Genomic DNA, 26,158 nt, shown 5'->3' on the forward strand with positions numbered 1-26,158 from the left:
CGGAGATAATCTCCGGCTTTTTTGTTATTTCACCTGCTGACCAGGTTTCGCACCGTCATCCGGGCTTAACAGGAAGATGTCTTTTCCGCCAGGGCCTGCTGCCATCACCATCCCTTCAGAGATACCGAAGCGCATCTTACGCGGAGCCAGGTTCGCCACCATAATGGTCTGGCGGCCAATCAGGGCTTGCGGATCCGGGTAAGCAGAGCGAATACCGGAGAAGACGTTACGCTTCTCACCGCCGAGATCCAGCGTCAGGCGCAGCAGTTTGTCGGAACCTTCCACGAACTCGGCGTTCTCAATCAGCGCCACGCGCAGATCGACTTTGGCGAAATCGTCAAAGGTGATGGTGTCCTGGATAGGGTCATCCGCCAGCGGGCCGGTCACCGGTGCGGCTGCGGCTTTCACTTCTTCTTTGGACGCTTCCACCAGCGCTTCAACCTGTTTCATGTCGATACGGTTGTAGAGCGCCTTAAAGGTGTTGACCTTGTGACCGAGCAGCGGTTGCTCAATGGCATCCCAGGACAGGTCGCTGTTCAGGAATGCCTCAACACGTTCAGCAAGCGTCGGCAGTACCGGTTTCAGGTACGTCATCAGGACGCGGAACAGGTTAATACCCATGGAGCAAATTGCCTGCAGGTCGGCGTCACGGCCTTCCTGTTTAGCCACGACCCACGGAGCCTGTTCGTCAACGTAGCGGTTAGCCACATCGGCCAGCGCCATGATTTCGCGGATTGCTTTACCGAATTCACGGCTTTCCCACGCTTCGCCAATCACCGCTGCGGCGTCGGTAAAGGTTTTGTACAGCGCCGGATCGGCCAGTTCAGCCGCCAGTACGCCGTCAAAACGCTTACTGATAAAGCCCGCGTTACGGGACGCCAGGTTGACCACTTTGTTGACGATATCAGCATTGACGCGCTGGACAAAATCTTCCAGGTTCAGGTCGATATCATCAATACGCGAAGAAAGCTTCGCCGTGTAGTAGTAACGCAAACTGTCGGCATCAAAGTGTTTCAGCCAGGTGCTGGCTTTAATGAAGGTACCGCGAGACTTGGACATCTTCGCGCCGTTCACCGTCACATACCCGTGAACGAACAGGTTAGTCGGTTTGCGGAAGTTGCTGCCTTCGAGCATGGCAGGCCAGAACAGGCTGTGGAAGTAGACGATATCTTTACCGATGAAGTGATACAGCTCAGCATCGGAGTCTTTCTTCCAGTATTCGTCAAAGCTTGTGGTATCACCGCGCTTGTCGCACAGGTTCTTGAAGGAACCCATGTAGCCGATTGGCGCATCCAGCCAGACGTAGAAATATTTGCCCGGTGCGTTCGGGATTTCAAAGCCGAAGTATGGTGCGTCGCGGGAGATATCCCACTGCTGCAGGCCAGATTCAAACCATTCCTGCATTTTGTTCGCCACTTGCTCCTGCAACGCGCCGCTGCGCGTCCACGCCTGCAGCATTTCGCTGAACGACGGCAGGTCAAAGAAAAAGTGCTCGGAGTCACGCATTACCGGTGTGGCACCGGAAACGACGGATTTCGGCTCGATAAGTTCGGTCGGGCTGTAGGTTGCGCCGCACACTTCACAGTTATCGCCGTACTGGTCCGGAGACTTACATTTCGGGCAGGTGCCTTTAACGAAACGATCCGGCAGGAACATGCCTTTTTCCGGATCGTAGAGCTGGGAGATGGTGCGGTTCTTTATAAAACCATTCTCCTTCAGGCGCGTATAAATCAGTTCAGACAGCTCGCGGTTCTCTTCGCTGTGCGTTGAGTGGTAGTTGTCATAGCTGATGTCAAAACCTGCAAAATCAGTCTGATGCTCCTGACTCATTTCACCGATCATCTGCTCTGGCGTGATCCCAAGCTGCTGTGCTTTCAGCATGATTGGCGTACCGTGTGCGTCGTCCGCGCAGATGAAGTTAACCTGGTGGCCGCGCATTCGCTGGTAACGGACCCAGACATCAGCCTGGATGTGCTCCAGCATATGGCCGAGGTGGATTGAGCCGTTGGCGTACGGCAGCGCGCACGTTACCAGAATTTTCTTCGCGACTTGAGTCATAGTGGGCAATTACTTCTTTTGTAGTGAAAAGGGCTTTGATAGTACCAAAATGGTAATTACTGCGCCAAGCGATAAGGGCATTTATCCGTAAATGAATAATTGTTGCGGTTGGAGTAAACTACCTGGTGACTATTGTACTTTCAGAACAACAAAAAGGAGTCGGGATGAACGCACAATCCCAGGCCAAATCACCAGAGACCCTGCGCGCCATGGTCGCCGGGACGCTGGCGAATTTTCAGCATTCAACCCTGAAGCATAATCTGACGACGCTGAAAGCGTTGCATCATGTCGCCTGGATGGACGACACGTTGCACGTTGAGCTGGTCATGCCATTCGTCTGGCACAGCGCGTTTGAGGCATTAAAAGAGCAATGTAGTGCCGATTTACTGCGTATTACTGGTGCTAAAGCTATTGACTGGAAGCTGTCGCATAACATTGCGACGCTGAAGCGTGTGAAAAACCAGCCGGGTATTAATGGTGTGAAAAACATCATTGCCGTGAGTTCCGGCAAAGGTGGTGTGGGTAAATCCTCTACTGCGGTGAACCTGGCGCTGGCGCTGGCAGCCGAAGGGGCGAAAGTGGGCATCCTGGATGCTGACATTTATGGCCCGTCCATTCCGACCATGCTCGGTGCGGAAAATCAGCGTCCAACCTCGCCAGACGGCACCCATATGGCGCCGATTATGTCCCATGGCCTGGCAACCAATTCCATTGGGTATCTGGTAACCGATGACAATGCGATGGTGTGGCGTGGTCCAATGGCCAGCAAAGCGTTGTTACAAATGCTGCAAGAGACCTTATGGCCGGATCTTGATTATCTGGTTCTGGATATGCCGCCGGGCACCGGTGACATTCAGCTGACGCTGGCGCAGAACATTCCGGTAACGGGCGCGGTAGTGGTCACGACGCCGCAGGACATTGCGCTTATCGATGCGAAAAAAGGCATCGTGATGTTCGAAAAAGTGGAAGTACCTGTGCTGGGCATTGTTGAAAATATGAGCATGCATATTTGTAGCAACTGCGGTCATCATGAACCGATTTTCGGCACGGGTGGCGCACAAAAGCTGGCTGAGCAATATCACACCCAACTGCTGGGACAGATGCCGCTGCATATTTCCTTGCGTGAAGATCTCGACCGCGGTATGCCGACGGTTATCAGTCGTCCTGACAGTGAATTCACCGCGATTTACCGCGATTTGGCCGGCCGTGTTGCCGCCCAGCTCTACTGGCAGGGTGAAGTGATTCCAGGCGAGATTGCCTTCCGTGCAGTGTAATTTTTTCTGATGCGAAAGGTGTTGTACTTATTCACCGTATCAATTATATATTGATGCGGTGAATATATTGAGTGAGCAAACAGCCCAATATTATTCATCATGCCATTATAATCCGCGTCCTTTTCCTAATGATTCCCCTTAATGCATCATTCAAATTGATCATACCAATCTCATTAATCTACAATTTCAATTGGTTTTAGCAGGGAAGTTATCTCATAATTCAACGGACAAGCCGCTTACACGCTGTTTCTGACCCCTTACAGGAATAATGAAAAAATGAAAATTAGTTTATTCTTGGGAATTATCACACTGGCTTATGGAATTAACACGTCTGCTTTTGCTTCTGATACCGCGACCTTGACCATTACCGGCAAGATAGTTGAACCTACCTGTAGCACTGATGTCGTGGCTAGTACTGTGCAACAGCAGTGTGGTCAGACTCTGCATAGTGCAGATATCAACAATGTGATGACTGCTCCAGCACAAGGCGTTGTGACCCATATCGTCGCTATTCCAGGGGACTCTTCGCGACAGATAGTATTAAATTGCTACGACTAAAAAAGCGTAGTGCATAGTAGGCCCCCATCATTTTAATGAGTGATGGGGGCTTTTTTTGGGCCTGAATAATGATATCTAACGATTAATTACGTTAATTTATTAAAGTCGATGATGATAGTCATGATATTCATTTGTTGCAAATATATTGCTATTTGTAACTTGTTTTAAATCAAAAAAACAACGCGTTTACATTGCGGTAACGTTTGTGCTGTGCGAATTTAATTTCAAGGGCCGACCCCTGGTAATAAATAGAAATTACTTTATTAAGGAAGATATTATGAAACGCTCAATTATTTCTGCTGCTGTACTGTCTGCTGTGTTTATGAGTGCCGGGGCTTTTGCTGCTGGGGAAGAAGGGACGTTAACAATCGAAGGTACTATTATTAATAGTTCTTGCCATTTTGCAGACAACATGAATTCAAGTGTTATCACATTGCCGGAAATTGATGCTTCACGTTTTTCTGGATTGTCTGCAGGTGTAGTTGTTGGTACTGAAGTATCTGATTCAACACCAATGAAGATAATATGTCCCGCAGGTACAAAATTAAATACAATAAGAATTTCTAATGGAGAATTTACTACAGAGGGTGTACTTAAAAATACAAAAGAAGTAAACGGTGAAGTTGATGCGTCTAAGGGCGTTGGTGTTAAATTGAAATTAGGTAACAAGTCTATTACTAATGATCAGGAAACTAATGTCAAAGATATTATTACCGCAACTAAAGATGATTCTTCAGGGGTGGAATATACTCTGGGATTTTCAGCGCAGTACGCTAGATTAAATACAGCAACCCCCGTTGTTGCAGGGGAAATATCATCAGTTTTAACTATTTCCGTTTCTGCAGAATAAATTTCTATGCCGGTGTGTTCACCGGCTGTTTTTTTAAAGGACGAACGCAACATGAAATGGATTCTAAGCGCTTTATTAATCGTATCTGTGCAACCCGTCCATGCTGGCATTGTGATCTATGGCACTCGTGTTATTTACCCAGCAGAAAAGAAAGAAGTATTGGTACAATTGATGAATCAGGGTGAACGCTCTGCACTGGTACAGTCATGGATTGATGACGGCGACAGTTCGTTGCCACCGGAAAAAATTCACGTACCATTTATGCTGACTCCTCCGGTGGCTAAGATAGCTGCGGATTCTGGTCAGCAGTTGAAAATTAAAAAAATGCCGAATATGTTGCCCAATAACAAAGAAAGCTTGTTTTATCTTAATGTACTGGATATTCCACCAAATAACCCTGACAACACTGGGAAAAATGTATTGAAGTTCGCGATGCAGAATCGTATTAAATTATTTTATCGTCCTAAAGGTATAGCGGCCGTTAATAAAAATACTTTCCATAAACTGTCGTTAACACGCAGTGGTAATGGTTATTCTATTAGAAATGATGCTGCTAACTGGGTTACGGTGACAGAAGTTAAAGCTAATAATGTCAAAATCAACAATGAAAGTATTATGCTTGCTCCGCTCTCCAGTGAAAAAGTGGCATTGAAGAATAGCAACGCCAGCCAGTATAAATTGACCATTATTGATGATCACGGCAATTATATTAGCGATAACGTCAGCCTAAAATAACAGGAGCTGATTATGTTAAGGATGACTCCGCTTGCTTCGGCAATACTGCTGTTGTTGGTTGGCATTGACGCCCAGGCCGCAGAAGAGACGTTTGACACCCACTTTATGATGGGCGGTATGAAAGGCGAAAAGGTCTCAAATTTTCGCCTCGATGATAATCAACCACTGCCAGGCCAATATGATATTGATATCTACGTCAATAAGCAGTGGCGTGGTAAGTATGAAATAACCGTTAAGGATAATCCGGATGACACTTGTTTATCCCGTGACGCATTAACGCGTCTGGGAATAAGCACGCAAGCTTTGGACAAGAAAAATGAATGCCCAACCTTGAAGCAGGCGGTGCAAGGGGGCAGTTACGCCTGGAATATCGGCACGTTTCGTCTTGATCTCAGCGTACCGCAGGCGTATGTCGATGAGCTTGAGAATGGCTATGTTCCTCCGGAAAACTGGGATCGTGGCATCAATGCCTTCTATACCTCGTACTATGCCAGCCAGTATTACAGCGACTATAAGGATTCTGGTAACAGTAAAAGTACCTATGCACGTTTTACCAGTGGGTTAAATCTGCTGGGCTGGCAGTTGCATTCCGATGCCAGTTATAACAAAACCGATGACAGCAGCGGTGAATGGAAAAGTAATACCCTGTATCTGGAACGTGGCATACCGCAAATTCTGGGCACGCTGCGTGCCGGGGATATGTATACCTCATCAGATATTTTTGATGCGGTGCGCTTTCGTGGCGTGCGGCTGTATCGCGATATGCAGATGTTGCCAAGTTCTAAACAAAATTTCACGCCGTTAGTGCAGGGGATTGCACAGAGTAACGCGCTGGTCACCATTGAGCAGAACGGCTTTGTGGTTTATCAAAAAGAGGTTCCTCCAGGACCGTTTTCCATCGCCGATTTACAATTGGCAGGTGGCGGCTCAGATCTTGATGTCAGTATCAAAGAGGCTGACGGTTCAGTAACCACTTTTCTGGTACCGTATGCAGCGGTGCCCAACATGCTGCAACCGGGTGTTTCAAAATATGATTTTGCCGCTGGACGTAGCCATATCGAAGGCGCCAGTAACCAGACCGATTTTGCGCAGATGAGCTATCAATACGGGCTGAATAATCTGTTAACGCTGTACGGCGGTTCCATGCTGGCGAACAACTACAATGCTTTCACTGTGGGGACCGGCTGGAATACGCGCATTGGCGCAATTTCCCTCGATGCAACCCAGTCCCATAGTAAACAGGACAATGGTGACGTGTTTGATGGGCAGAGCTACCAAATTGCCTATAACAAATATCTGGCACAAACCGCCACCCGTTTTGGCCTGGCGGCGTATCGCTACTCTTCCAAAGACTATCGCACGTTTAACGATCACGTCTGGGCAAACAATAAAAACAGCTATCATCGTGATGAAAATGATGTGTACGATATCGCGGACTATTATCAAAACGATTTTGGTCGTAAGAACAGTTTTTCGGCTAACGTCAGCCAGTCTCTGCCGCAAGGTTGGGGTTCGTTTTCGCTCAGTACCCTGTGGCGCGATTACTGGGGGCGTGGCGGCAGCAGTAAAGATTACCAGTTGAGCTATTCCAATAGCTGGCAGCGAATTAGCTACACCTTTTCAGCCAGCCAGACCTATGACGAAGATCACCACGAAGATAAGCGTTTTAACGTCTTTATCTCTATACCTTTCGATTGGGGAGATGATATTAGCGCTCCGCGCCGACATCTGTACGTGTCTAATTCCACGACCTTTGATGATGATGGTTTTGCGTCTAACAATACCGGGCTTTCCGGCACTGCAGGCAGTCGCGATCAGTTTAACTATGGGGTGAATCTGAGTCATCAACGTCAGAACAGCGAAACAACGGCGGGCGGTAATCTGACGTGGAATGCGCCGGTCGCGACGCTTAACGGCAGCTACAGTCAGTCTTCTAAATACACACAAACTGGCGGCAGTATTTCAGGCGGCCTTGTGGCCTGGTCTGGTGGCGTGAATTTAGCCAATCGGCTATCAGAAACGTTTGCCGTGATGCATGCGCCGGGTCTGGAAGGGGCATATGTGAATGGGCAGAAATACCGTACCACCAACCGCAATGGCGTGGTGGTCTACGACGGCTTAACGCCTTATCGTGAAAACCACTTGACGTTGGATGTGTCTAATGCCAAGAGTGAAACCGACCTGCAAGGTAATCGCCGTAGCGCAGCGCCGTACCGGGGAGCGGTTGTGCTGGCAACGTTTGATACCGACCAACGTAAACCTTGGTATATCCGGGCGCAGCGCCCTGATGGTTCACCACTGACGTTTGGTTACGAAATCGAAGATAGCCACGGGCACAATATCGGCGTGGTAGGCCAGGGGAGTCAGCTCTTTATTCGCACCAATGAAGTGCCATCAGAGATAAAAGTGGCGGTCAATAAACAACAGGGACTTTCATGCTCAATCACTTTCGGCAAAACGATTGATGAAAGTAAAGTTTATATTTGTCGGTGAGGGATAAATCATGAGATTATTTTTTTTACTTGTTGTTTTTTTTAGTTTTAACTCCATTGCCAATTGCTATATTCCTGATGGCGGAATCGAAAGTGTAGAAAGAAACGAGGTGTTATCTATTTCGACAATGAATGGAAATGAACTTGTTTTGCAAAACTTTGGATTCACGAAAAAACCAATGTGCAGGAATATATTAGGTTGGGGCGTTGAAACAATTTTTGACATTAAATATCCAACTTCACCTTACTTTAAATATGATGTTGGGGGAGGGCGATTTATTTATCTAAAAGCAAACTACCCTAGCTCACCAAATACTGTAGAATATAAAATCAATTTTTATGAAACGAACTATAAAGCTCAAGATATAAATGAAATTAACAAGCAAAACCTAAAATTCACGTTTGATGTTATTTCTGCTAATAATCAAAACTCCATAAATGCTGCAAATTTGTCCGATGGTTTTGAAATTAGGTTTGAACCTAGAGAAAGTACAGGTATTGGCGCTACATCAAATAAAGGCCATAAGTATGTTTTTAAAATAAATCCTGATGTGAAATTAATAATTAAAACATGCAAATTTTTAGATGGAGTGCTTAGTGCGCCAGATATATCTATTAATGACCTGAGAGGTACACCGCAGAGTTTCTTTAGGTTAGAAAAGACGGCCGGTGAGGTTGCTTTTAAGTGTACTACAGGGGTGTCATCTGATTCGTTTCGATATCATTTTGAGTCAAGCAATGCAGTTGGTAGTATTCTTAAAAACGAAGATGCGCGAAATGCTACAGGTGCGGGTGATGTCGGATTTGAGATTTCATTAGATGGCGCTAACAAGATATATTTCGATAGTGGTAGTAGTAAGAGCTATAATCTTTTGAGTTTTAATGAAATTAGTTCGATTGAGCAAAAAATGGACCTTGTTTTATATGGAAAATACGTGGTGTATAGCGATGATTTTCATTCGGGAAGTGTAAGAAGTCTTGTGAAAGTAGTAGTGGAATATTATTAATACTTTTAGATGGTTATAATTTTTAATAAGCGCTCTCACTTAGTTGAAAGCGCGTTATCTTTTTCACCGGTGATAAAAAATCTCGCCGTCGTAGGCTTTAATGATCTTAGCATCAGCATCATTGACCAGCACATACGCGCCGCCCATGTAGGTCCAGTGGGTGCCTGGCGTCGGCGCGGGCAGGTTGCGCAGATTCCACTGCTTAATGGTGTATTCTTCGGTGAGATACAGTGGTGGAACCTTGTCACCGGGTTTGAAGTGGGTGAAGTCAGCAATAAAGCTGCTCAGCTCATACTTATCGATACCGGTGGGGGCGGCTGTTGCGGCCGGCGCGGCCCAGACGACGCTGCTCGCGAGCAGGAGTGCACCCAGCAACATTTTATTCTTCATACCCATCCTCTCTACTTATTCGGGTCGTCAAAATCAGTCGTGTATCATTCCTGGCATACCGGATGTCTGACAAGCATTTTTTTGTGATCACGCCAGTTATTTCGTAAAAAGTGTAAATGAAAGTACAGAAATCTAGCAACCGTGACCAGCGGTTTCACCGTCAAAGCCTGTTCCGCGCCAATTTACATCGTTAAGCGCAGGCAGTATCCTGTTGCCGAAACCTGAATATCATATTTGTGTTTCAACGACTCGGGGTGCCCTTCCTGGTGAAGGCTGAGAAATACCCGTACCACCTGATCTGGATAATGCCAGCGTAGGGAAGTCTGACACTGCTCGTGTCCCTTCTTCACGCGGACAGGAGTTGAATCATGCAGCCTGACCGGCACAGCCGCGCCCTTGCAGCTCACACCTTACAGCAATTTAGAACGCTTTCCCCACTCACGCACTGTATGACCAACGAGGTTGTGCAAAGCTTCACCGCCAATACGTTACTCGCACTTGGCGCATCGCCCGCGATGGTGATCGAACCTGAAGAAGCCAGCCAGTTTGCGGCTATCGCCAGTGCGCTGCTGATTAACGTGGGTACGCTGACCGAGAGCCGCGCCATTGCCATGCGCGCGGCGGTCGAACAGGCGCAGCAGGCGAAAACCCCCTGGACGCTGGATCCTGTTGCCGTTGGCGCACTGGATTTTCGTCGTCGCTTTTGCCTGAACATACTTGCGCTGCGCCCGGCTGCAATTCGTGGCAACGCGTCAGAAATACTCGCCCTGGCCGGGATGAACGCCGGTGGGCGCGGGGTGGATACCACCGACACCGCATTGGCTGCGATTCCGGCAGCACAAACACTGGCACGCCAGGTTGGAACCATTGTCGCGGTTACCGGAGAAGTGGATTTCGTCACAGATGGTCAGCGGACGGTGAGTATTCATGGTGGCGATCCGCTGATGACACGGGTAGTGGGGACCGGATGCGCACTGTCAGCGGTAGTCGCAGCCAGTTGCGCCCTGGAGGGCGACCGGTTGAATAATGTTGCTTCTGCCTGTAGCTGGATGAAGCAAGCCGGACAACGCGCCACTGAACAATCGACGGGACCGGGAAGTTTTGTTCCGGCATTTCTCGACGCTCTCTATAACCTGAACGCCCAGGAGCAAGCATGAAACGGATTAACGCATTAACGATCGCCGGAACCGATCCAAGCGGTGGTGCGGGTATTCAGGCCGATTTAAAAACCTTCTCGGCGCTTGGCGCATACGGCTGCTCAGTTATTACCGCGTTGGTGGCACAAAATACGCGCGGGGTGCAGTCGGTGTATCGCATTGAACCTGACTTTGTTGCTGCACAGCTGGACTCGGTGTTCAGCGATGTGCGCATCGATACCACCAAAATCGGTATGCTGGCAGAAACCGACATTGTCGAAGCCGTTGCCGAACGTTTACAGCGTCACCGGGTACAAAACGTCGTACTGGATACGGTAATGCTGGCAAAAAGCGGCGATCCGCTGTTGTCTGCCTCTGCGGTTGAAACGCTGCGTACCCGTCTGTTACCGCAAGTGTCGATTATTACCCCTAATCTGCCGGAGGCGGCGGCGTTGCTCGGGGCATCGCATGCCCGAACGGAGCAGGAAATGTTAGAACAGGGACGGGCGCTGCGAGCGCTGGGCTGTGAGGCGGTATTAATGAAAGGAGGGCATCTTGATGATGAGCAAAGCCCTGACTGGCTCTTTACCCGTGATGGCGAACAGCGTTTTACCGCGCCAAGGGTGATGACCAAAAATACCCATGGCACCGGTTGTACGCTGTCGGCAGCGCTGGCGGCACTGCGTCCACGTCATGTTAACTGGGCTGATACGGTACAGGAGGCTAAGTTGTGGCTCTCTGCGGCGTTGGCGCAGGCGGATACGCTGGAAGTGGGCGAGGGGATTGGTCCGGTGCATCATTTCCACGCGTGGTGGTGATGAGCAGAAATGGTATACTGGCTGCAGAAACGGCCGCCAGGAAAAAGATAAATGGAACAAGCGCATACCCAGCTTATCGCGCAACTGAATGAACGTATTTCAGCGGCGGACAACACGCCGCTGTATATGAAATTCGCTCAAACGGTTAAGAACGCTGTGCGCAGTGGGATCCTGGAGCATGGCAATATCCTGCCTGGCGAGCGCGATCTCAGCCAGTTGACTGGCGTTTCACGCATTACGGTGCGGAAAGCGATGCAGGCGCTGGAGGAAGAGGGGGTGGTGACGCGTGCGCGTGGCTACGGGACGCAAATCAATAACATCTTCGAGTATTCGCTCAAAGAAGCGCGCGGTTTTTCACAACAGGTGGTGTTGCGCGGTAAAAAGCCGGATACGCTGTGGGTGAATAAACGTGTGGTGCCCTGCCCGGAAGAGGTGGCTCAGCAGTTGGCCATTGCTGTCGGCAGTGAGGTCTTCTTGCTTAAGCGAATTCGCTATGTTGATGAAGATGCTGTGTCTATTGAAGAATCATGGGTACCCGCCCATCTTATCCATGACGTGGATGCCATTGGCGTTTCACTGTACGACTATTTCCGCAGCCAGCATATCTTTCCACAGCGCACACGCTCACGTGTCAGTGCGCGGATGCCGGACGCAGAGTTCCAGTCACATATCCAGATGGACAGCAAAGTGCCGGTACTGGTGATCAAGCAGGTAGCACTTGATCAGCAGCAACGGCCTATTGAATACAGTATCAGTTACTGTCGAAGCGACCTATACGTCTTTGTGTGCGAGGAGTAACGCCTCGCACGAAGGGGCGCAGTCGCCACCGCGGTGACCCACCACCCAGGATGCTACCGCATTGCCAAGCAGGACGGCATCGCCCAGCGACCAACCTGATGCCAGCCCAGCCAGCATGCCGCCTGCGTGACTGTCTCCCGCACCGATGGTATCAACGACTGTGGTCGGAAAGGCGGGTACGCAACCGGATGTGTGCTCAGTAAAATACCATGCCCCATCTTTATCGTGACGTACCACCACGGGTGTGGCAAAGCGCTTCAGCCATGCGGCACCAAAATCCGCTATGTCGTAACTTAATGCAAACCGCTCGGCGGCAATTTCCGCCTCCTGGCGATTGAGTGATACCAGCGGGCGGCAGGCCATAATGCGGTTCATCAAGGCCTCGGATATGTCACCGATGCGTGGACCAAAATCGATAAATGGCGTCACTTCATCCAGACTTTCCAGCCACTGCACCAGCAGTTCACCGCATCCAGAGGCTAACTGATAGCCCGAGAGATAAAGCAGGCTGTGGCGCGGGATAGTTAGCTGTGCCAGCCAGTCAGCATTCCACTGATTTTCGACGCCGCTAAAGGACATAAATGTGCGTTCACCGTCCGGCTCGACCAATGCCAGACACCAGCCGTTATCGCCCTCGGCATTATCGATCAGGCTGTGCAATCCTTCTTTCGCCATGCGCTTGCGGATAATATCGGCCCATACGCCCTGACCCAGCGGTAAAGCATTACTGGCGTCGATACCTAAACGCTTAAGCGCCACGGCGATGTTGAGCGCACAACCGCCCACGTTCACCCCTTGCTGTTTGAGTTCAATATCACAGCCGCGCCAGGGAAGAGCATACGCATCGGCAATCACATCAATAACCGCCGCACCGACTACCGTTACCGGTCGCTGGCTGTGCAACTGTGGGAGAAGCGTTTGCAGACGCGTAGCACTCATAGCGCCTCCCGTAGCTCGCGCAGTCGCACTAGCGCACTGGCATAGCGGGTGAAATCGAGCTTATTCACCGCATCCAGCTCCTGTTTTAACGTCGGATTAATCGCGCTTACGCCGTGTAGCGCACCACAAATAGCGGTTGCCATTGCTCCGATGGTGTCAGTGTCGCCGCCGAGGTTCGCGCACAGAATGGCGCAGCGGTTAGGATCGGTTTGTGCCAGTTCGACCATCGCGATGGCGCAAGGCACGGATTCAATAGTACTGGTTCCGGCTCCGACCACCTGATACAGCTGTTCACTGGCAGACTCAATGCCGTCGGCATTACGGACGATTTTCAGCGCCAGTTCAAGGCGTGCAGAGAGTGATGCGCTAAAGGTGGTGATCCGTTTTTGTTGGGCATGCCGGGCAATGGCAGGCAGTGCGTCGACAATCTCTGACCATTTTCCGCCATCAATAGCGCGTGATACCGCCCATGCGACCACGACCGCACCGGCGATAGCCAGATCCGATTTATGCGTCGGGCTGGAGGCCAATGCCACATCATCAACAAACACATCAACATCGTGGGCGGGCAGCAGGCATCCCAGCGGCGACACGCGCATAGCCGCTCCATTGGTGACACCGTTGTTTTCCAGCTCAGCAACGGGCTTACCGTCGCGGATGGCATTGAGCGCAATTTTTGAGGTGGGACCCAGCACGTTTTTATTGAAAGCATCAAAACGTTCAGCCCAGGCGAGGATATTGCGGCCAATAACGTCCGGAACAATTTCTCCGTTGCACTCGAGAAGGGCATCTGCCAGACACAGCGCCATAGACGTGTCATCAGTAAACTCCGCCTGGTTAAAGTAGCAGGCGGCATTATTTTCCGCCGGACCTGGCAAAAAACGGTCGATCCAACCGAAATGGGCTTTAACCCGGGTTCTTGGCCACAGTTCCGACGGCATACCCATCGCATCCCCTAACGCCTGCCCATAAAGAGCACCGAGAATACGTTCTGCTTTCATTTAATTTCCCCTTGTTGCAATGCGATATCGCGGTCGTCCACCTTAATGGCGGTAATTTCTTTGTCTGACTCGCGAAAGAAAATCATAAACAGCACGGCGATAACGGCGATCATGATCGCACCAAATCCCCACATGCCAGCCCAGTTAAAGGTGAGTCCATTAACCGGCTCTTTATAAGCAAACATTTTTTCCATCATCACCCCACCCAGGCGGTAGCCGAGCAGGCTGCCAAATCCCTGACAGCAGAGAGTGATTAACCCCTGCGCAGCGGTACGCATGTGCACTGGCGCTTTTTTATCGACATAGATGTAGGCCGTAACGTAGTAGAAGTCGTAGCTAACGCCATGTAGCAGAATGCCGAGAAATAGCAGGGCGTAGGTGAAATATTCTTCCGCGCCGCCGTAAACAAAAAATCCGTAGCGGATCGCGGCAGTGATAAGACCAAGCAACAGTACCTTTTTAATGCCAAAGCGTTTGGTGAAGAACGGCAGTGCCAGCATGAAGAAAATTTCAGAGAACTGGCCCAGCGTCATCCAGCCGGTCGCATTTTTCATCCCAACTTCTGTCAGGTAGCCGTTGGCGAAGATGTAGTAAAACGCCAGCGGCATGGCAAACAGAAAAGAGCAGAAGAAAAAGACCAGGAAGTTCTTATCACGCAGCAGGATCAGCGCATCCAGACCCAGCATGACTTTGAAATCCATCTTGCCGGTACTTTTCGGCGGCGTATCCGGTAAAAAGAAAGCGAAGATACCCAGTAACGCGGAACTCGCGGCTGTAATGAGCAGTGGAATGTTGGTCGGTGAAATGTCGTTATAGCCGAGCATTTGCGGTAAGAACCCACAAGCCAGGCCGGATGCAATCCAGCCGATCGTGCCCATTACGCGAATGCGTGGAAAATCACGTTCGACATCCGGGACGTTGGCGAAGGCGATACTGTTGGTTAGTGCAATCGTCGGCATATAGGTGAGTGAATACGCCAGCAATAGCGGAAAGAATCCGCCGAACGTCGTCTGTTGCGCTGCAAAATACATCAAAATCGCGCCGACAAACATCAGCACAGCCAGTACTTTTTGCGCAGAGAAAAAGCGGTCAGTGATCGAACCGACGAAGATCGGTGAGAGGATCGCGGCAATGGCGGTGCAGGCATAAGACCAGCCAATTTCACCGGCAGTAAAGCCGTTTTTACTCAGCCAGAGCCAAAGCGGCACAAACCAGGCGCCCCAGATAAACCACTCCACAAACATCATGAACGACAGCTTAACTGTAGTTTTCATCTTTAAATCCTTCATGACAGGTAAGGTACGTCTGGATAGTACCACTTGATAATACCTTTTAAATACCTTTGTGGTCTAAGTTTGACCGCTGTATCATTTTTTGATGCCTGAATCGAGCCAGCGGAAATCGCTGAAAAGTGCGCTAAAGATGGAAAAAATGCGCAGTCAGTACCAGGCTTATTGCTGCCCGCCATCAGGCGGGTCAGGACAATCCACTTCCGAGATCAAATCGGAACTTACGGGAGCATAGCTATGACTGATATTGCGCAGTTGCTTGGCAAAGATGCCGACAACCTTTTACAGCATCGTTGTATGACCATTCCTTCTGACCAACTTTACCTGCCAGGACATGATTACGTCGACCGCGTGATGGTTGACAATAACCGTCCACCCGCCGTGCTGCGTAATATGCAGACGCTGTACAACACCGGACGGCTCGCCGGGACCGGCTATCTGTCGATTCTACCGGTGGACCAGGGCGTGGAGCACTCCGCTGGGGCATCGTTTGCCGCTAACCCGCTGTATTTTGATCCTAAGAATATTGTGGAGCTGGCTATCGAAGCAGGGTGTAACTGCGTGGCATCGACCTATGGCGTGCTGGCGTCTGTTTCCCGTCGCTACGCGCACCGCATTCCGTTCCTCGTGAAGATTAACCACAACGAAACGCTGAGCTACCCCAATACGTTCGACCAGACGCTGTATGCCAGCGTAGAACAGGCGTTCAATATGGGCGCGGTAGCGGTAGGGGCAACCATTTATTTCGGTTCAGAGGAGTCGCGCCGCCAGATTGAAGAGATCTCTGCGGCCTTTGAGCGCGCCCATGAGCTGGGCATGGTGACGGTACTGTGGGCCTATTTGCGCAACTCTGCGTTTAAGAAAGACGGTGTGGATTATCATGTTTCGGCTGATTTGACCGGGCAGGCAAACCATCTGGCGGCGACTATCGGCGCGGATATCGTTAAACAGAAAATGGCGGAAAACAACGGCGGGTATAAAGCGGTTAACTTCGGCTATACCGACGATCGTGTCTATAGCAAGCTGACCAGTGATAACCCGATTGACCTGGTGCGTTATCAACTGGCGAATTGCTATATGGGTCGCGCCGGACTCATTAACTCCGGTGGTGCGGCCGGCGGAGAAACCGATCTCAGCGATGCGGTGCGTACTGCGGTGATTAACAAGCGTGCCGGTGGGATGGGGTTAATTCTTGGACGTAAAGCGTTCAAGAAAACCATGGCTGACGGCGTGAAGCTGATTAATGCCGTCCAGGATGTTTATCTGGATAACAAAGTCACGATTGCCTGATGTCAGTAGAGTGCCGTCGGATTAGCGCAATAATGGGCAACCCGGCGGTAGCCTGCAGCGCAGGGCTGCAGGCAGGATTTCAACATGAAACTCTTGCCCGCTGAGCGGTTCACCATCCAGATTGAAGGTAATTTCATGTGGCGCACGGATATCAAACCATGATGATGTGCCATCAATGATATTCGGATTGTCTTCGGACTGAGTTATCGCCGATAGCAGTGCCGGAATCAGCTCCTCACCGGTAAAGATTCGCAGTTGCAGCAGACCGTCATTAATGAGCGCTGTCGGGCAAAGTTGCTGTCCGCCACCGGCCTGACGCCCGTTGCCAATACCAATCACCAGCGCATCCCCCTGCCAGTGAAAGTTTTCGCCGCGAATTTCGCAACTGTCTGGCTTCAGCGTATCCATGCGCATTAACCCGTGAATAAAGTACGACACACCGCCCAGGGCGGCTTTGAGTTTCTCCGGTGTTTCGCTGGTGATCCGCGTACCGAACCCTCCGGTCGCCATATTGATAAAGCAGGTTTTATCGTTGACCTGCGCCATATCAATCTCTACCGCGTTCCCGGCAATAGCCAGCTTTAATGCCTTGTCCAGCGCTTCAGGAATGCCAACGCTGGTAGCAAAATCATTTGCCGTTCCCAATGGCAAAATCCCAAGTGCCGGAACATTCTCCCCCTGACAGTGGATCAGCGCAGTGGATACTTCGTTGATGGTACCGTCACCACCGCCGGCAATCACCGTTGCCACGCCCAAGCGGAGCGCTTCATCAACGTAACGTTGCGCATCGCCTTTTTCCCAGGTCACGCGAACATGGATTTCGACACTCTCATTGCGCAGTTGAGCAATAGCGTCACGCAGGGGAAGGTTATCAGCACTTTTTCCATTCAGGATCAGTAAGCTGGCCGGGAATGCTATCATCCTGTTGCCTCACTTTTATCGTTTTAACTAGTGTATGTCAGGAATGCGTTTATGGCGTAGGAACTTGCTGAAAGCGAAGACCCATCGACGGGTTCTGAGGGGGGATAGCCTGTATGGGTCAGAGGCGAAAAAAAGCCCGTACTTGCGTACGAGCTCTTCTCAAGATATGGCGGTGAGGCGGGGATTGACTCGCGTTGCTCGCCCTTCGGGCAGCCTGCTCACTGCATTCGCAGTCTGTCCAACTGGCTGTGCCAGTTGTCGAACCCCGCTCCGGGCTTCTCATCCCCGCCAGGCTGTGAAACAGGCAAAAAAAAGCCCGTACTTGCGTACGAGCTCTTCTCAAAATATGGCGGTGAGGCGGGGATTCGAACCCCGGATACGTTGCCGTATACACACTTTCCAGGCGTGCTCCTTCAGCCACTCGGACACCTCACCATATTGTTGTTCCTGTACTGCTGGAACGGGCGCTAATGTAGGGGAAATACCGCCCCGGCGTCAATCTACTTTTTCAAAAAAACGTGCATTTACACAAACTTCAAGCAACATGGGGCTTAAATGAGCGGGAATTGTTTTTTTTGCCAGCACCCTGAAATTTGCTAATCTGATGTTCCCTCGGAAAATGATGATAATAAGTGCGAGAATGTTCCGCATAACAATGTTCAGGAGACAATATGGAAATAATTTTCTATCACCCTACATTTGATACGGCCTGGTGGGTAAAGGCGCTGACGAAAGCCATCCCTGGTGCTAACGTTCGCGAGTGGAAAGCAGGTGATAATGCCCATGCCGACTATGCGCTGGTCTGGCATCCGCCGGTTGAAATGCTGGCAGGGCGAAAGTTAAAAGCTGTCTTTGCATTGGGAGCCGGAGTGGACTCCATCCTCAGTAAGCTTAAAGCACACCCGGAGATGCTGGATACCTCGATTCCACTTTTCCGTCTGGAAGATACCGGTATGGGTCTGCAAATGCAGGAGTATGCAGTGAGTCAGGTGTTGCACTGATTCCGCCGCTTTGATGACTATCAGGCATTAAAATCCCAGGCGAAGTGGCAGCCGTTGCAAGAGTATACCCGTGATGAATTTACCATCGGCATCATGGGGGCCGGTGTATTAGGGGCTAAAGTGGCAGAGAGCCTGCAGGCATGGGGATTCCCACTGCGCTGTTGGAGTCGTACCCGTAAATCCTTGCCTGGGGTGGAAAGTTTTGCGGGCACGGAAGAGTTGAGTGCATTTTTAAGCCAGACGCGTGTGCTGATTAATCTTCTGCCCAATACGGCAGAAACGGTAGGCATTATTAATGCCGGACTGTTGAATCAATTACAGGATGGAGCCTATGTGCTGAACCTGGCGCGTGGTGTTCATCTCAATGAAGACGATCTTCTGGCATCACTGGATAGCGGAAAACTGAAAGGTGCTATGCTGGATGTCTATAGCCGAGAACCGCTACCGGAAGACAACCCATTGTGGAAACACCCGCGTGTGGCGATGACGCCGCACATTGCTGCGGTAACGCGCCCAGCGGAAGCGGTGGATTATATTTCTCGTACAATCCTGAGCCTGGAAAGTGGCAAAGCGGTTACCGGTCAGGTCGATCGTGTTCGGGGTTACTGATAACAATGTCAACCCGGCCAGCGCCGGGTTTCGACTAAATACAACCCGAATTATTTAGGGTATTAATGGCGGCGATACCTGCTATCCTTGACGGAAAACGACTACAGGAGAGAGTTATGTATCCCGTTGACCTGCATATGCATACCGTTGCCAGCACCCACGCCTACAGCACCCTGAGTGATTACATCGCTGAAGCTCATCGAAAAGGTATCAAGCTGTTTGCCATCACCGATCATGGACCGGACATGGCGGATGCGCCACACCACTGGCATTTTATTAACATGCGTATTTGGCCGCGCGTGGTGAACGGCGTGGGGATCCTGCGAGGGATAGAAGCGAACATTAAGAATATTGAAGGGGAAATCGACTGCTCAGGGCCGATGTTTGACTCACTCGATCTGATTATTGCGGGCTTCCATGAGCCGGTTTTTGCCCCTCACGATAAAGAGACCAATACTCAGGCGATGATCGCCACGATGGCGAGTGGCAATGTGCATATTATCAGCCATCCTGGAAATCCCAAATATCCCGTCGATATCACCGCAATTGCACAGGCGGCGGCAAAATACCAGGTCGCGCTGGAAATCAATAATTCCTCGTTTTTGCATTCGCGTAAGGGCAGTGAAGATAACTGTCGCGCTGTGGCTGCGGCAGTACGTGATGCAGGTGGCTGGGTGGCCCTGGGTTCAGATTCCCATACCGCATTCACGTTGGGAGAGTTCGGTGAATGCCGTAAGATTCTGGATGATGTGGGCTTCCCGGAAGAGCGAATTCTGAACGTTTCACCAAAACGCTTGCTGTCGTTTCTGGAATCGCGGGGCATGGAGCCTATCGCGGAATTTGCTGAACTTTAATTGTTACTAACTGGAATATATCAATGAACGAGTTTTCTATCCTGTGCCGTGTACTGGGCTCGCTGTTTTACCGCCAACCGCAGGACCCTTTACTGGTTCCCCTGTTTACCTTGATTAGCGAAGGTAAACTGTCTGCTAACTGGCCACTGGAACAGGATGAGCTGTTGGCCCGTTTGCAGAAAAGCTGTGATATGCCCCAGCTTGCTGCGGATTACAACGCGCTGTTTGTCGGGAAAGAGTGTTCAGTGCCGCCTTATCGTAGCGCCTGGGTAGAAGGGGCGAAGGAAGCGGATGTTCGTGCATTCTTGTCTGCGCGTGGAATGCCGCTGGCGGATACACCAGCCGATCATATTGGTACCTTGTTGCTGGCGGCATCCTGGCTTGAAGACCAGTCCGCAGAAGATGAGAGTGAAGCACTGGAAACCTTGTTTGTTGACTACCTGCTTCCCTGGTGCGACACGTTCCTTGGTAAAGTTGAGGCGCATGCGAATACCGCTTTCTGGCGAACTATGGCGCCGCTGACGCGCGATGCAATTAGCGCAATGTGGGATGAATTGCAGGAAGATACAGACGAGTAAATGTGATCTAAGTCACTATATACTGCAACGCAATTTATCATCTTGCATAAATTGTGTGCACGATCTCATTACCATGCCGTTTTTCTGCTAAGATGCGCGGCATGAACATACTTCTCTCTATTGCAATCACAACGGGCATTCTCTCCGGACTCTGGGGATGGGTGGCCGTTTCTCTTGGTTTACTCAGTTGGGCTGGCTTCCTGGGCTGTACAGCCTATTTTGCCTGCCCACAAGGTGGACTGAAAGGGCTGTGGATCTCGGCGTGTACGCTGCTAAGCGGTGTGGTGTGGGCGTTGGTGATTATTAATGGTAGTGCACTTGCCCCGCATATGGACATCCTTGGCTATGTCATAACGGGAATTGTCGCATTTATGATGTGTATCCAGGCAAAGCAATGGCTGCTTTCATTTGTGCCGGGCACGTTTATTGGCGCATGCGCAACATTTGCAGGACAGGGCGACTGGCAGTTGGTTCTGCCGTCTCTGGCGCTGGGTCTGGTATTCGGCTATGCAATGAAAAACAGCGGATTGTGGCTGGCATCTCGTCGCGAAAACCCGGCTTCATCCACGCTGACCAGTAAATAAAAAAAGCGTGAGGGTTCCCTCACGCTTTTTATTCTCTCTTTAGTATCAGGACTCTGGAGGTACCGACATATGGCGATATTTAACCAGAATGTCGTTATCAACTTGTTTCTTATCCTGCAAGTCCCACAAGCCGCGATCGATACCGTCATTTATCAGGAAGATAACGCCAGTTTCAATGGCTGACATCAGGCAAAGCATGACCGGTTCGTTAGAGGTATAACCAATTTCCCCTTCCAGAAGCCGTTGGTAGTCAATGAAACGGAATACCCCTGCCTGCACTTCATAAGACAGGATGGTTTTACTGGTGTTGACCGAAGAAAGGATCTCACCGGTACTGACGTTAACTACGCGCAGGTTTACCGCTATCTGGTCGAGTTGATATTGCGTATCGGCACCAATACCGAAATAACGCGCGCCGACACCACCTGATTTAACGTTGCTTTCATAGCCGATGATTGAACCTTCCACCATCACGTTAGCTGCGGTTAATGATTGCAGCGGAATTCGGTTGTTAATGGCAACCGTGCCGTTTTCCTGTGCCGCACGGATGATTTTCCGTTCGTTCAGTAAGTTCTGTAATCCCTGACGCTCCAGCGGGATGAACCAACGCGAATCTTTCAGTGCGGTAACCAGCATTGCCGTGGCACTTTGCGGTACGGCAGTGGAGAAGTTACTTGCCGGATAAGGTTTAAACTGACCCGTTTCATCCTGGATATTGTAAACCGATACAAAGATTTTACCCGTAGGCATCGGGAGATGCGTCAAGTCTTTGTAACTTTGGGCGCGAGGCATTAATGTCGGTTTAGCGGCTTCTTGCGGTGGGGACGTTAAGCATCCGCTGAGTAAAAATACTGCAACCATTATAAGTAAGCGCTGCATGATTTTTTCCTTTCGTGGCTATAGCTTAGAAATCGGTTGACTGTGTTTGTAAACCCGACACTTCGATCGTTGATGTTTTTCCCGATTTCCTGTCGGTAACATTCAATTGCAACTGCCCGTCCCGGTTAGCGATATCAATGATAAAATCATTGGTCACCATTCTTCCCGGCTTACCGGTATTAATGTTGGTGAGCAGGCCGCCGAGAATTTGTGACTGAATCGCCTGAGTAAAGTTATCCAGCGCTGACGGTGTTTCAATTCCGTAATCGCTATAGCTCGGATCTTTATAGGAGTTCTGCGCCTGAGCGCTGTTCAACAAAAAAGCCCCGTTATTCGGGTTGCCACCAAAGTTTGGGTTTCGGAACTGGAACGTCATGTTTCCGGCCCAACTTAATGGTGAAATTAGCATGAGCAAAACCACTGCATGTTTGACACGCATGAAAGCCTCCGGACAAAATCATGTTTTAGAATTCATCGCGCGCTAAATCGCTCGTGCTTAATAGAGTTTGATCTATTTGCCGGCGATTTAATGCTTCCTCAGTTTGTGCCAATGCGAAGACGACAATTTTGTCGAAGTCTCTTTTCGTGGGGAATAAAAAAGTCTGGAAGATAACGTCCTGATTGACCGTTATGGTGATCCAACTTCCCCAACGCGCACTGGGTCTTTCATTGATAGTTAAATTTCCTGTGTACTCACTTTCCCACTTGTCACTAAATGCACGATAAAAATCATGCCCGATTGAAGAGACAGTGTGGTCAGTTAACAGTCCGGGAACCTCCACCTCTACGCTTGTAGTCGCGTGCAAATTCCCGGCAGCAAAGAATAAATTTGCTGCCACAATCCAGGTCAAATAGCGTTTCATGGCTTTATCGCCTGAGGTTATCATTGGCCCATGAGACCGCCTGCGTACGATTTTTGACAGCTATCTTTTTGAAAAGATTATAAAGATGTGTTTTTACCGTATTTTCACTAATAAATAGTGAGCGAGCGATTTCAATATTTGAGGCGCCGATACGCAATTTATTAAGTATTTCTTTTTCACGGTGTGTCAGCAGCGCCGATTCCGTGCTGTTATAACGATAATTTCCAGAATGCGTGATCAGATAACTGGCAAGCTTTTGCGTGAAGTAACATTCACCGCGTAAGACACCCTGCAAGCCGCTAACAACACGCTGTTCATCTTCAGTTGCGTAAAACACGCCATTGATATGTGGCCAGTTTTCGATATCCCGATAAGGGTAGTCATCAGGGGTATTCAACAATAACGTCTTTATATTGTTGTTTTTTCTGCTCAAATTATCTTGCCAGTAATGGATCAGTTTTTTATCTGCCTCCATCATATCCAGTAAAACAATGCAGCTAGAGGAAATATCATCCAGAGAACGTTGAATATTATGTAGTTTTCCGGTTAGCGCCAGTGATTGTTTTAAATGTTGTAATAATGCAGTTGCCTGCAAAGAAGGTTTCGTGATCAACAATAATGTATGACCATGAATGCTATGGACTTCATTAAACATGATGAAACTCCACTTTTTAGTCGCACACCTGACAGCTGTCTCTACTAAAATAGAGGCACCAGAAGTACTGACAGATGTTGCACTGCTGTGTAGAAATAAAATATCGACCCAAAGGGGTGAAAATATTAAAACAAATGGACTTCAACTGATTTCAATCTAGCTATTACAAATCTTAAAGCAAGTGTTAAACATGTAACAGAATGTAAAATTATATATTAAAATGTGATTTTTAGGTTTTGTTGGAGTTTAGATTTGATAGGAAAGTTGTACATTTTACCGTTACTGCATAGATTTAAAAAATCATACAAATTATAATAACATATTGATTTTTAATATTTTAATTAACGATTGGCGAGTTTTAGATTTCTAATGAATTCTAAATTATTTGTCCCACTTTACGTTGGACAATTTTAAGCGGAAAAAACTGACCTTTGTCACGACTTGCATCGGTGACTATCGCGACACGGTGCTGCGAAGCCCTGAAATCGTGGAAAATGCACTTTTTCAGTGACTGCATAGAAATTCATTCCTGATGGCGAAATAAAAACAAAACCTATACCTGTAGCGGTGTTATTCACTGTTAATTAGTACTTTGGTGTGAATCTGGATATCAAAATACCACTCGCGGGTGAGTTATTTAAAATGTTTCAACGGACATACTCTTCATCGTAACGTGGCGTTAACAAATGTAAGTCATGTTAACAACAATTTGAGTGGTAATTAATTTAACTTCATGTACGACCAGGTCCAGGGTGACAGCATGAAAAACAAGTTGTTATTTATGATGTTGACAATACTGGGTGTGCCTGGGATTGCATCCGCAACCAGTTATGATTTAGCTAATTCAGAATATAACTTTGCGGTAAATGAATTAAGTAAGTCTTCATTTAATCAGGCAGCCATTATTGGTCAGGTTGGCACTGCTAACAGTGCAAATACCCGCCAGGAGGGCAGCAAGTTATTGTCGGTCATTTCGCAAGAAGGTTCAGGTAACCGGGCGAGAACAGATCAGACAGGATCATATAATTTTGCATATATTGATCAAACAGGCAGCTCTAATGATGCGAGTATTAAACAAAGTTCTTACGGTAATACAGCGATGATTATCCAGAAAGGTTCTGGTAATAAAGCAAATATTACCCAGTACGGTACACAAAAAACAGCAGTTGTGGTGCAGAGACAGTCGCAAATGGCAATTCGCGTTACTCAACGCTAATCCGTAAACGACGTTTAAATCAATCCGATGGGGGTTTTACCATGAAACTTTTAAAAGTGGCAGCATTCGCAGCAATCGTAGTTTCTGGCAGTGCTCTGGCAGGCCTTGTTCCGCAATTGAACAGCAATGGTCACCATCACGGTGGCAGTAATTATGGCCCGGACTCTTCATTGAGTATTTACCAATATGGGTCAAGTAACGTTGCGAATGCGTTGCAAAGTGATGCACGTAAATCAGATGTGACCATCACGCAACACGGACATGGTAACGGTGCTACCGTCGGGCAAGGTGCTGATGACAGTACCATTAGCCTGAAACAGACTGGCTTCCAGAACAGCGCTGATATCAATCAGTGGAATGCAAAAAATGCTGACATCAGTGTAACTCAGTTCGGTGGTCGTAACGGTGCGGTGGTTAATCAGACTGCATCTGACTCGAATGTTCTGATTCAGCAGGTTGGTTATGGCAACAATGCGACAGCTAACCAGCACTAATTCAGTTTTATAACTGATAATAAACAGGGCGAAAGCCCTGTTTTTTTTCGGGAGCATATTATGCATACGCTATTACTCATTGCCGCGCTTTCAAATCAAATAACTTTTAATACAGCCCAGCAAGGTGAGATGTATACCATTATTCCGCAGGTGACATTATCGCAACCCTGCGTGTGCCAGGTACAAATTCTTGCCATACGTAAAGGGGCGGGGGGGCAAAGCCAAACACAACAGAAAACAAGCCTGTCGATCCCTGCTAATCGGCCGATTGAATTAACAAAACTGAGCTTTAATATTTCACCTGAAGATACGGTCAACATTGTCGTTACCGTTTCGGATGGGCAGTCATTGCATCTGTCCCAGCAGTGGCCTGATTCAAGCAATCGCTCATGATTTTTTGCTGTATTTGCTTTAAGGGTGTGGCTGGGAAAGCGGTGCTGTTCTATGAATATAGAGACGTGAAAACGTTTTTATTTGGTCGTTAATCACAGCGGTGAAGGATCACTTTGATCCCTCAAGGATGGTTTATCATTGAGGAACCCTTATGAGCACCTTATTAAAACGTATTTTAAGTACCAGTTTATGTGTTACTTCTTTTTTTATGTTCCCCGCAACGGCGCAGCAAATCACACCTGGCGGGATTATCCATTTTCGTGGCGCAATAGTTGAATCGCCTTGTGAAGTGAACTCGCAACAACAACAGATTGAAGTGTCATGTATACGTGATGGTAAGTTACGGAGTAGTCGCTATAACACACAACAGATAGCGATGGCTCCTGAAAGCCTCCAGCAAATTGTCAGTATGAGAATGCAGTACCTTAATGAACAGAAAAATCTGGCGATTCTTAATATTGAATATAAATGAATCG

The 26,158-nt window shown here is 48.9% G+C and carries 27 protein-coding genes, 1 tRNA gene, 1 pseudogene and 1 riboswitch; of the genes and pseudogenes, 18 read left to right on the forward strand and 11 right to left on the reverse strand.

Annotation, left to right across the window (positions count from 1 at the left end; all coding sequences use genetic code 11):
• Positions 1 to 24: 24 nt before the first annotated feature.
• Entirely contained in the window at positions 25 to 2,058 is a 2,034-nt protein-coding gene (metG, locus tag OGX91_RS20830) for a methionine--tRNA ligase (RefSeq protein ID WP_286627249.1), read from the reverse strand.
• Between the two features lie 164 nt (positions 2,059 to 2,222).
• Between metG and apbC the strand changes: the two genes are divergently transcribed.
• The 6 genes from apbC (at position 2,223) to OGX91_RS20860 (ending at position 8,974) form a co-directional block, all read left to right on the forward strand.
• The gene (apbC, locus tag OGX91_RS20835) at positions 2,223 to 3,332 is read left to right on the forward strand and encodes an iron-sulfur cluster carrier protein ApbC (protein ID WP_040230634.1); all 1,110 of its coding nucleotides are present in this window, start codon (positions 2,223 to 2,225) and stop codon (positions 3,330 to 3,332) included.
• A gap of 276 nt (positions 3,333 to 3,608) precedes the next feature.
• The gene (locus OGX91_RS20840) at positions 3,609 to 3,890 is read left to right on the forward strand and encodes a DUF2574 family protein (protein ID WP_040230635.1); all 282 of its coding nucleotides are present in this window, start codon (positions 3,609 to 3,611) and stop codon (positions 3,888 to 3,890) included.
• A gap of 277 nt (positions 3,891 to 4,167) precedes the next feature.
• On the forward strand, positions 4,168 to 4,740 hold the full coding sequence (locus tag OGX91_RS20845; RefSeq protein ID WP_149691490.1) for a fimbrial protein: 573 nt from the start codon (positions 4,168 to 4,170) through the stop codon (positions 4,738 to 4,740).
• 51 nt (positions 4,741 to 4,791) lie between these two features.
• A complete protein-coding gene (locus OGX91_RS20850; RefSeq protein ID WP_149691491.1) occupies positions 4,792 to 5,475 on the forward strand; it encodes a fimbria/pilus periplasmic chaperone in 684 nt (227 codons plus the stop codon).
• Between the two features lie 12 nt (positions 5,476 to 5,487).
• Positions 5,488 to 7,968, forward strand: a complete 2,481-nt coding sequence (locus OGX91_RS20855) for a fimbrial biogenesis outer membrane usher protein (protein WP_149691492.1) — start codon at positions 5,488 to 5,490, stop codon at positions 7,966 to 7,968.
• Between the two features lie 10 nt (positions 7,969 to 7,978).
• Positions 7,979 to 8,974: a fimbrial protein gene (locus OGX91_RS20860; protein ID WP_149691493.1), complete on the forward strand. Its 996-nt coding sequence runs from the start codon at positions 7,979 to 7,981 to the stop codon at positions 8,972 to 8,974.
• Between the two features lie 63 nt (positions 8,975 to 9,037).
• Here the strand turns inward: OGX91_RS20860 and OGX91_RS20865 are convergent, their stop codons facing one another.
• The gene (locus tag OGX91_RS20865; protein ID WP_149691494.1) at positions 9,038 to 9,370 is read right to left on the reverse strand and encodes an RcnB family protein; all 333 of its coding nucleotides are present in this window, start codon (positions 9,368 to 9,370) and stop codon (positions 9,038 to 9,040) included.
• 234 nt (positions 9,371 to 9,604) lie between these two features.
• A riboswitch (TPP riboswitch) is annotated at positions 9,605 to 9,701 on the forward strand.
• 31 nt (positions 9,702 to 9,732) lie between these two features.
• On the opposite strand from OGX91_RS20865, the gene thiM reads away from it, so the two are divergent.
• The 3 genes from thiM to OGX91_RS20880 are packed head-to-tail and all read left to right on the forward strand — an operon-like array spanning position 9,733 to position 12,116.
• Positions 9,733 to 10,521, forward strand: a complete 789-nt coding sequence (thiM, locus tag OGX91_RS20870) for a hydroxyethylthiazole kinase (RefSeq protein WP_149691495.1) — start codon at positions 9,733 to 9,735, stop codon at positions 10,519 to 10,521.
• Positions 10,518 to 11,318 (forward strand): bifunctional hydroxymethylpyrimidine kinase/phosphomethylpyrimidine kinase, encoded by an 801-nt coding sequence (thiD, locus tag OGX91_RS20875; RefSeq protein WP_040230642.1) that lies wholly within the window; start codon positions 10,518 to 10,520, stop codon positions 11,316 to 11,318. The genes thiM and thiD overlap by 4 nt, the downstream gene beginning before the upstream one ends.
• A gap of 51 nt (positions 11,319 to 11,369) precedes the next feature.
• Positions 11,370 to 12,116 carry a GntR family transcriptional regulator gene (locus OGX91_RS20880; RefSeq protein ID WP_005129153.1) on the forward strand — a complete coding sequence of 249 codons (747 nt, stop codon included), beginning with the start codon at positions 11,370 to 11,372 and terminating at the stop codon, positions 12,114 to 12,116.
• Here OGX91_RS20880 and OGX91_RS20885 read toward each other — a convergent pair.
• From OGX91_RS20885 to OGX91_RS20895, 3 genes are read right to left on the reverse strand one after another with little or no spacing between them, the layout of a single operon-like run.
• Positions 12,090 to 13,055, reverse strand: coding sequence for a PfkB family carbohydrate kinase (locus tag OGX91_RS20885; RefSeq protein ID WP_182290257.1), 966 nt, complete (start codon positions 13,053 to 13,055; stop codon positions 12,090 to 12,092). The genes OGX91_RS20880 and OGX91_RS20885 overlap by 27 nt on opposite strands.
• Complete coding sequence (locus OGX91_RS20890; RefSeq protein ID WP_005129149.1) at positions 13,052 to 14,056, reverse strand: ADP-ribosylglycohydrolase family protein; 1,005 nt, start codon at positions 14,054 to 14,056, stop codon at positions 13,052 to 13,054. The genes OGX91_RS20885 and OGX91_RS20890 overlap by 4 nt, the downstream gene beginning before the upstream one ends.
• A complete protein-coding gene (locus tag OGX91_RS20895; RefSeq protein ID WP_005129141.1) occupies positions 14,053 to 15,330 on the reverse strand; it encodes a nucleoside permease in 1,278 nt (425 codons plus the stop codon). Before OGX91_RS20895 ends, OGX91_RS20890 begins: the two co-directional genes overlap by 4 nt.
• Before the next feature lie 252 nt (positions 15,331 to 15,582).
• Here OGX91_RS20895 and fbaB point away from each other — a divergent pair, with 252 nt between their 5' ends.
• Positions 15,583 to 16,635, forward strand: a complete 1,053-nt coding sequence (gene fbaB, locus OGX91_RS20900) for a class I fructose-bisphosphate aldolase (RefSeq protein ID WP_005129139.1) — start codon at positions 15,583 to 15,585, stop codon at positions 16,633 to 16,635.
• 21 nt (positions 16,636 to 16,656) lie between these two features.
• Here the strand turns inward: fbaB and yegS are convergent, their stop codons facing one another.
• Both yegS and OGX91_RS20910 read right to left on the reverse strand, forming a co-directional pair.
• The gene (yegS, locus tag OGX91_RS20905) at positions 16,657 to 17,556 is read right to left on the reverse strand and encodes a lipid kinase YegS (protein WP_005129138.1); all 900 of its coding nucleotides are present in this window, start codon (positions 17,554 to 17,556) and stop codon (positions 16,657 to 16,659) included.
• A 347-nt stretch (positions 17,557 to 17,903) separates the two neighbouring features.
• Positions 17,904 to 17,991 (reverse strand) — tRNA-Ser (locus OGX91_RS20910).
• Between the two features lie 236 nt (positions 17,992 to 18,227).
• On the opposite strand from OGX91_RS20910, the pseudogene ghrA reads away from it, so the two are divergent.
• The 4 genes and pseudogenes from ghrA to OGX91_RS20930 all read left to right on the forward strand — a co-directional run bounded on the left by ghrA (position 18,228) and on the right by OGX91_RS20930 (position 21,182).
• Positions 18,228 to 19,166, forward strand: a pseudogene (gene ghrA, locus OGX91_RS20915) (glyoxylate/hydroxypyruvate reductase GhrA).
• 116 nt (positions 19,167 to 19,282) lie between these two features.
• On the forward strand, positions 19,283 to 20,020 hold the full coding sequence (locus OGX91_RS20920; protein ID WP_286627250.1) for a phosphatase: 738 nt from the start codon (positions 19,283 to 19,285) through the stop codon (positions 20,018 to 20,020).
• A 23-nt stretch (positions 20,021 to 20,043) separates the two neighbouring features.
• A complete protein-coding gene (locus tag OGX91_RS20925; RefSeq protein ID WP_005129133.1) occupies positions 20,044 to 20,598 on the forward strand; it encodes a TorD/DmsD family molecular chaperone in 555 nt (184 codons plus the stop codon).
• Between the two features lie 101 nt (positions 20,599 to 20,699).
• On the forward strand, positions 20,700 to 21,182 hold the full coding sequence (locus OGX91_RS20930; RefSeq protein WP_005129130.1) for a DUF1097 domain-containing protein: 483 nt from the start codon (positions 20,700 to 20,702) through the stop codon (positions 21,180 to 21,182).
• A gap of 45 nt (positions 21,183 to 21,227) precedes the next feature.
• Here OGX91_RS20930 and csgG read toward each other — a convergent pair whose 3' ends face one another.
• From csgG to csgD, 4 genes are read right to left on the reverse strand one after another with little or no spacing between them, the layout of a single operon-like run.
• Positions 21,228 to 22,061, reverse strand: coding sequence for a curli production assembly/transport protein CsgG (gene csgG / locus OGX91_RS20935; RefSeq protein ID WP_005129128.1), 834 nt, complete (start codon positions 22,059 to 22,061; stop codon positions 21,228 to 21,230).
• Positions 22,062 to 22,086: 25 nt separating this feature from the next.
• Positions 22,087 to 22,500: a curli production assembly/transport protein CsgF gene (gene csgF, locus OGX91_RS20940; RefSeq protein ID WP_005129126.1), complete on the reverse strand. Its 414-nt coding sequence runs from the start codon at positions 22,498 to 22,500 to the stop codon at positions 22,087 to 22,089.
• Between the two features lie 25 nt (positions 22,501 to 22,525).
• A complete protein-coding gene (csgE, locus tag OGX91_RS20945; RefSeq protein WP_040230652.1) occupies positions 22,526 to 22,924 on the reverse strand; it encodes a curli production assembly/transport protein CsgE in 399 nt (132 codons plus the stop codon).
• A gap of 4 nt (positions 22,925 to 22,928) precedes the next feature.
• Positions 22,929 to 23,579 carry a biofilm master transcriptional regulator CsgD gene (csgD, locus tag OGX91_RS20950; protein WP_005129125.1) on the reverse strand — a complete coding sequence of 217 codons (651 nt, stop codon included), beginning with the start codon at positions 23,577 to 23,579 and terminating at the stop codon, positions 22,929 to 22,931.
• 760 nt (positions 23,580 to 24,339) lie between these two features.
• Between csgD and csgB the strand changes: the two genes are divergently transcribed.
• The 4 genes from csgB (at position 24,340) to OGX91_RS20970 (ending at position 26,154) form a co-directional block, all read left to right on the forward strand.
• A complete protein-coding gene (gene csgB, locus OGX91_RS20955; RefSeq protein WP_005129122.1) occupies positions 24,340 to 24,795 on the forward strand; it encodes a curli minor subunit CsgB in 456 nt (151 codons plus the stop codon).
• Positions 24,796 to 24,836: 41 nt separating this feature from the next.
• On the forward strand, positions 24,837 to 25,289 hold the full coding sequence (csgA, locus tag OGX91_RS20960; RefSeq protein WP_005129121.1) for a curli major subunit CsgA: 453 nt from the start codon (positions 24,837 to 24,839) through the stop codon (positions 25,287 to 25,289).
• A 60-nt stretch (positions 25,290 to 25,349) separates the two neighbouring features.
• The gene (csgC, locus tag OGX91_RS20965) at positions 25,350 to 25,682 is read left to right on the forward strand and encodes a curli assembly chaperone CsgC (protein ID WP_005129120.1); all 333 of its coding nucleotides are present in this window, start codon (positions 25,350 to 25,352) and stop codon (positions 25,680 to 25,682) included.
• A gap of 151 nt (positions 25,683 to 25,833) precedes the next feature.
• The gene (locus tag OGX91_RS20970; RefSeq protein WP_199946885.1) at positions 25,834 to 26,154 is read left to right on the forward strand and encodes a YmdA family protein; all 321 of its coding nucleotides are present in this window, start codon (positions 25,834 to 25,836) and stop codon (positions 26,152 to 26,154) included.
• The last annotated feature ends 4 nt before the right edge of the window (positions 26,155 to 26,158 follow it).

This window comes from Citrobacter sp. Cpa228 (assembly GCF_030333085.1).
In the GTDB taxonomy this organism is placed as follows: Bacteria; Pseudomonadota; Gammaproteobacteria; order Enterobacterales; family Enterobacteriaceae; genus Citrobacter; species Citrobacter pasteurii.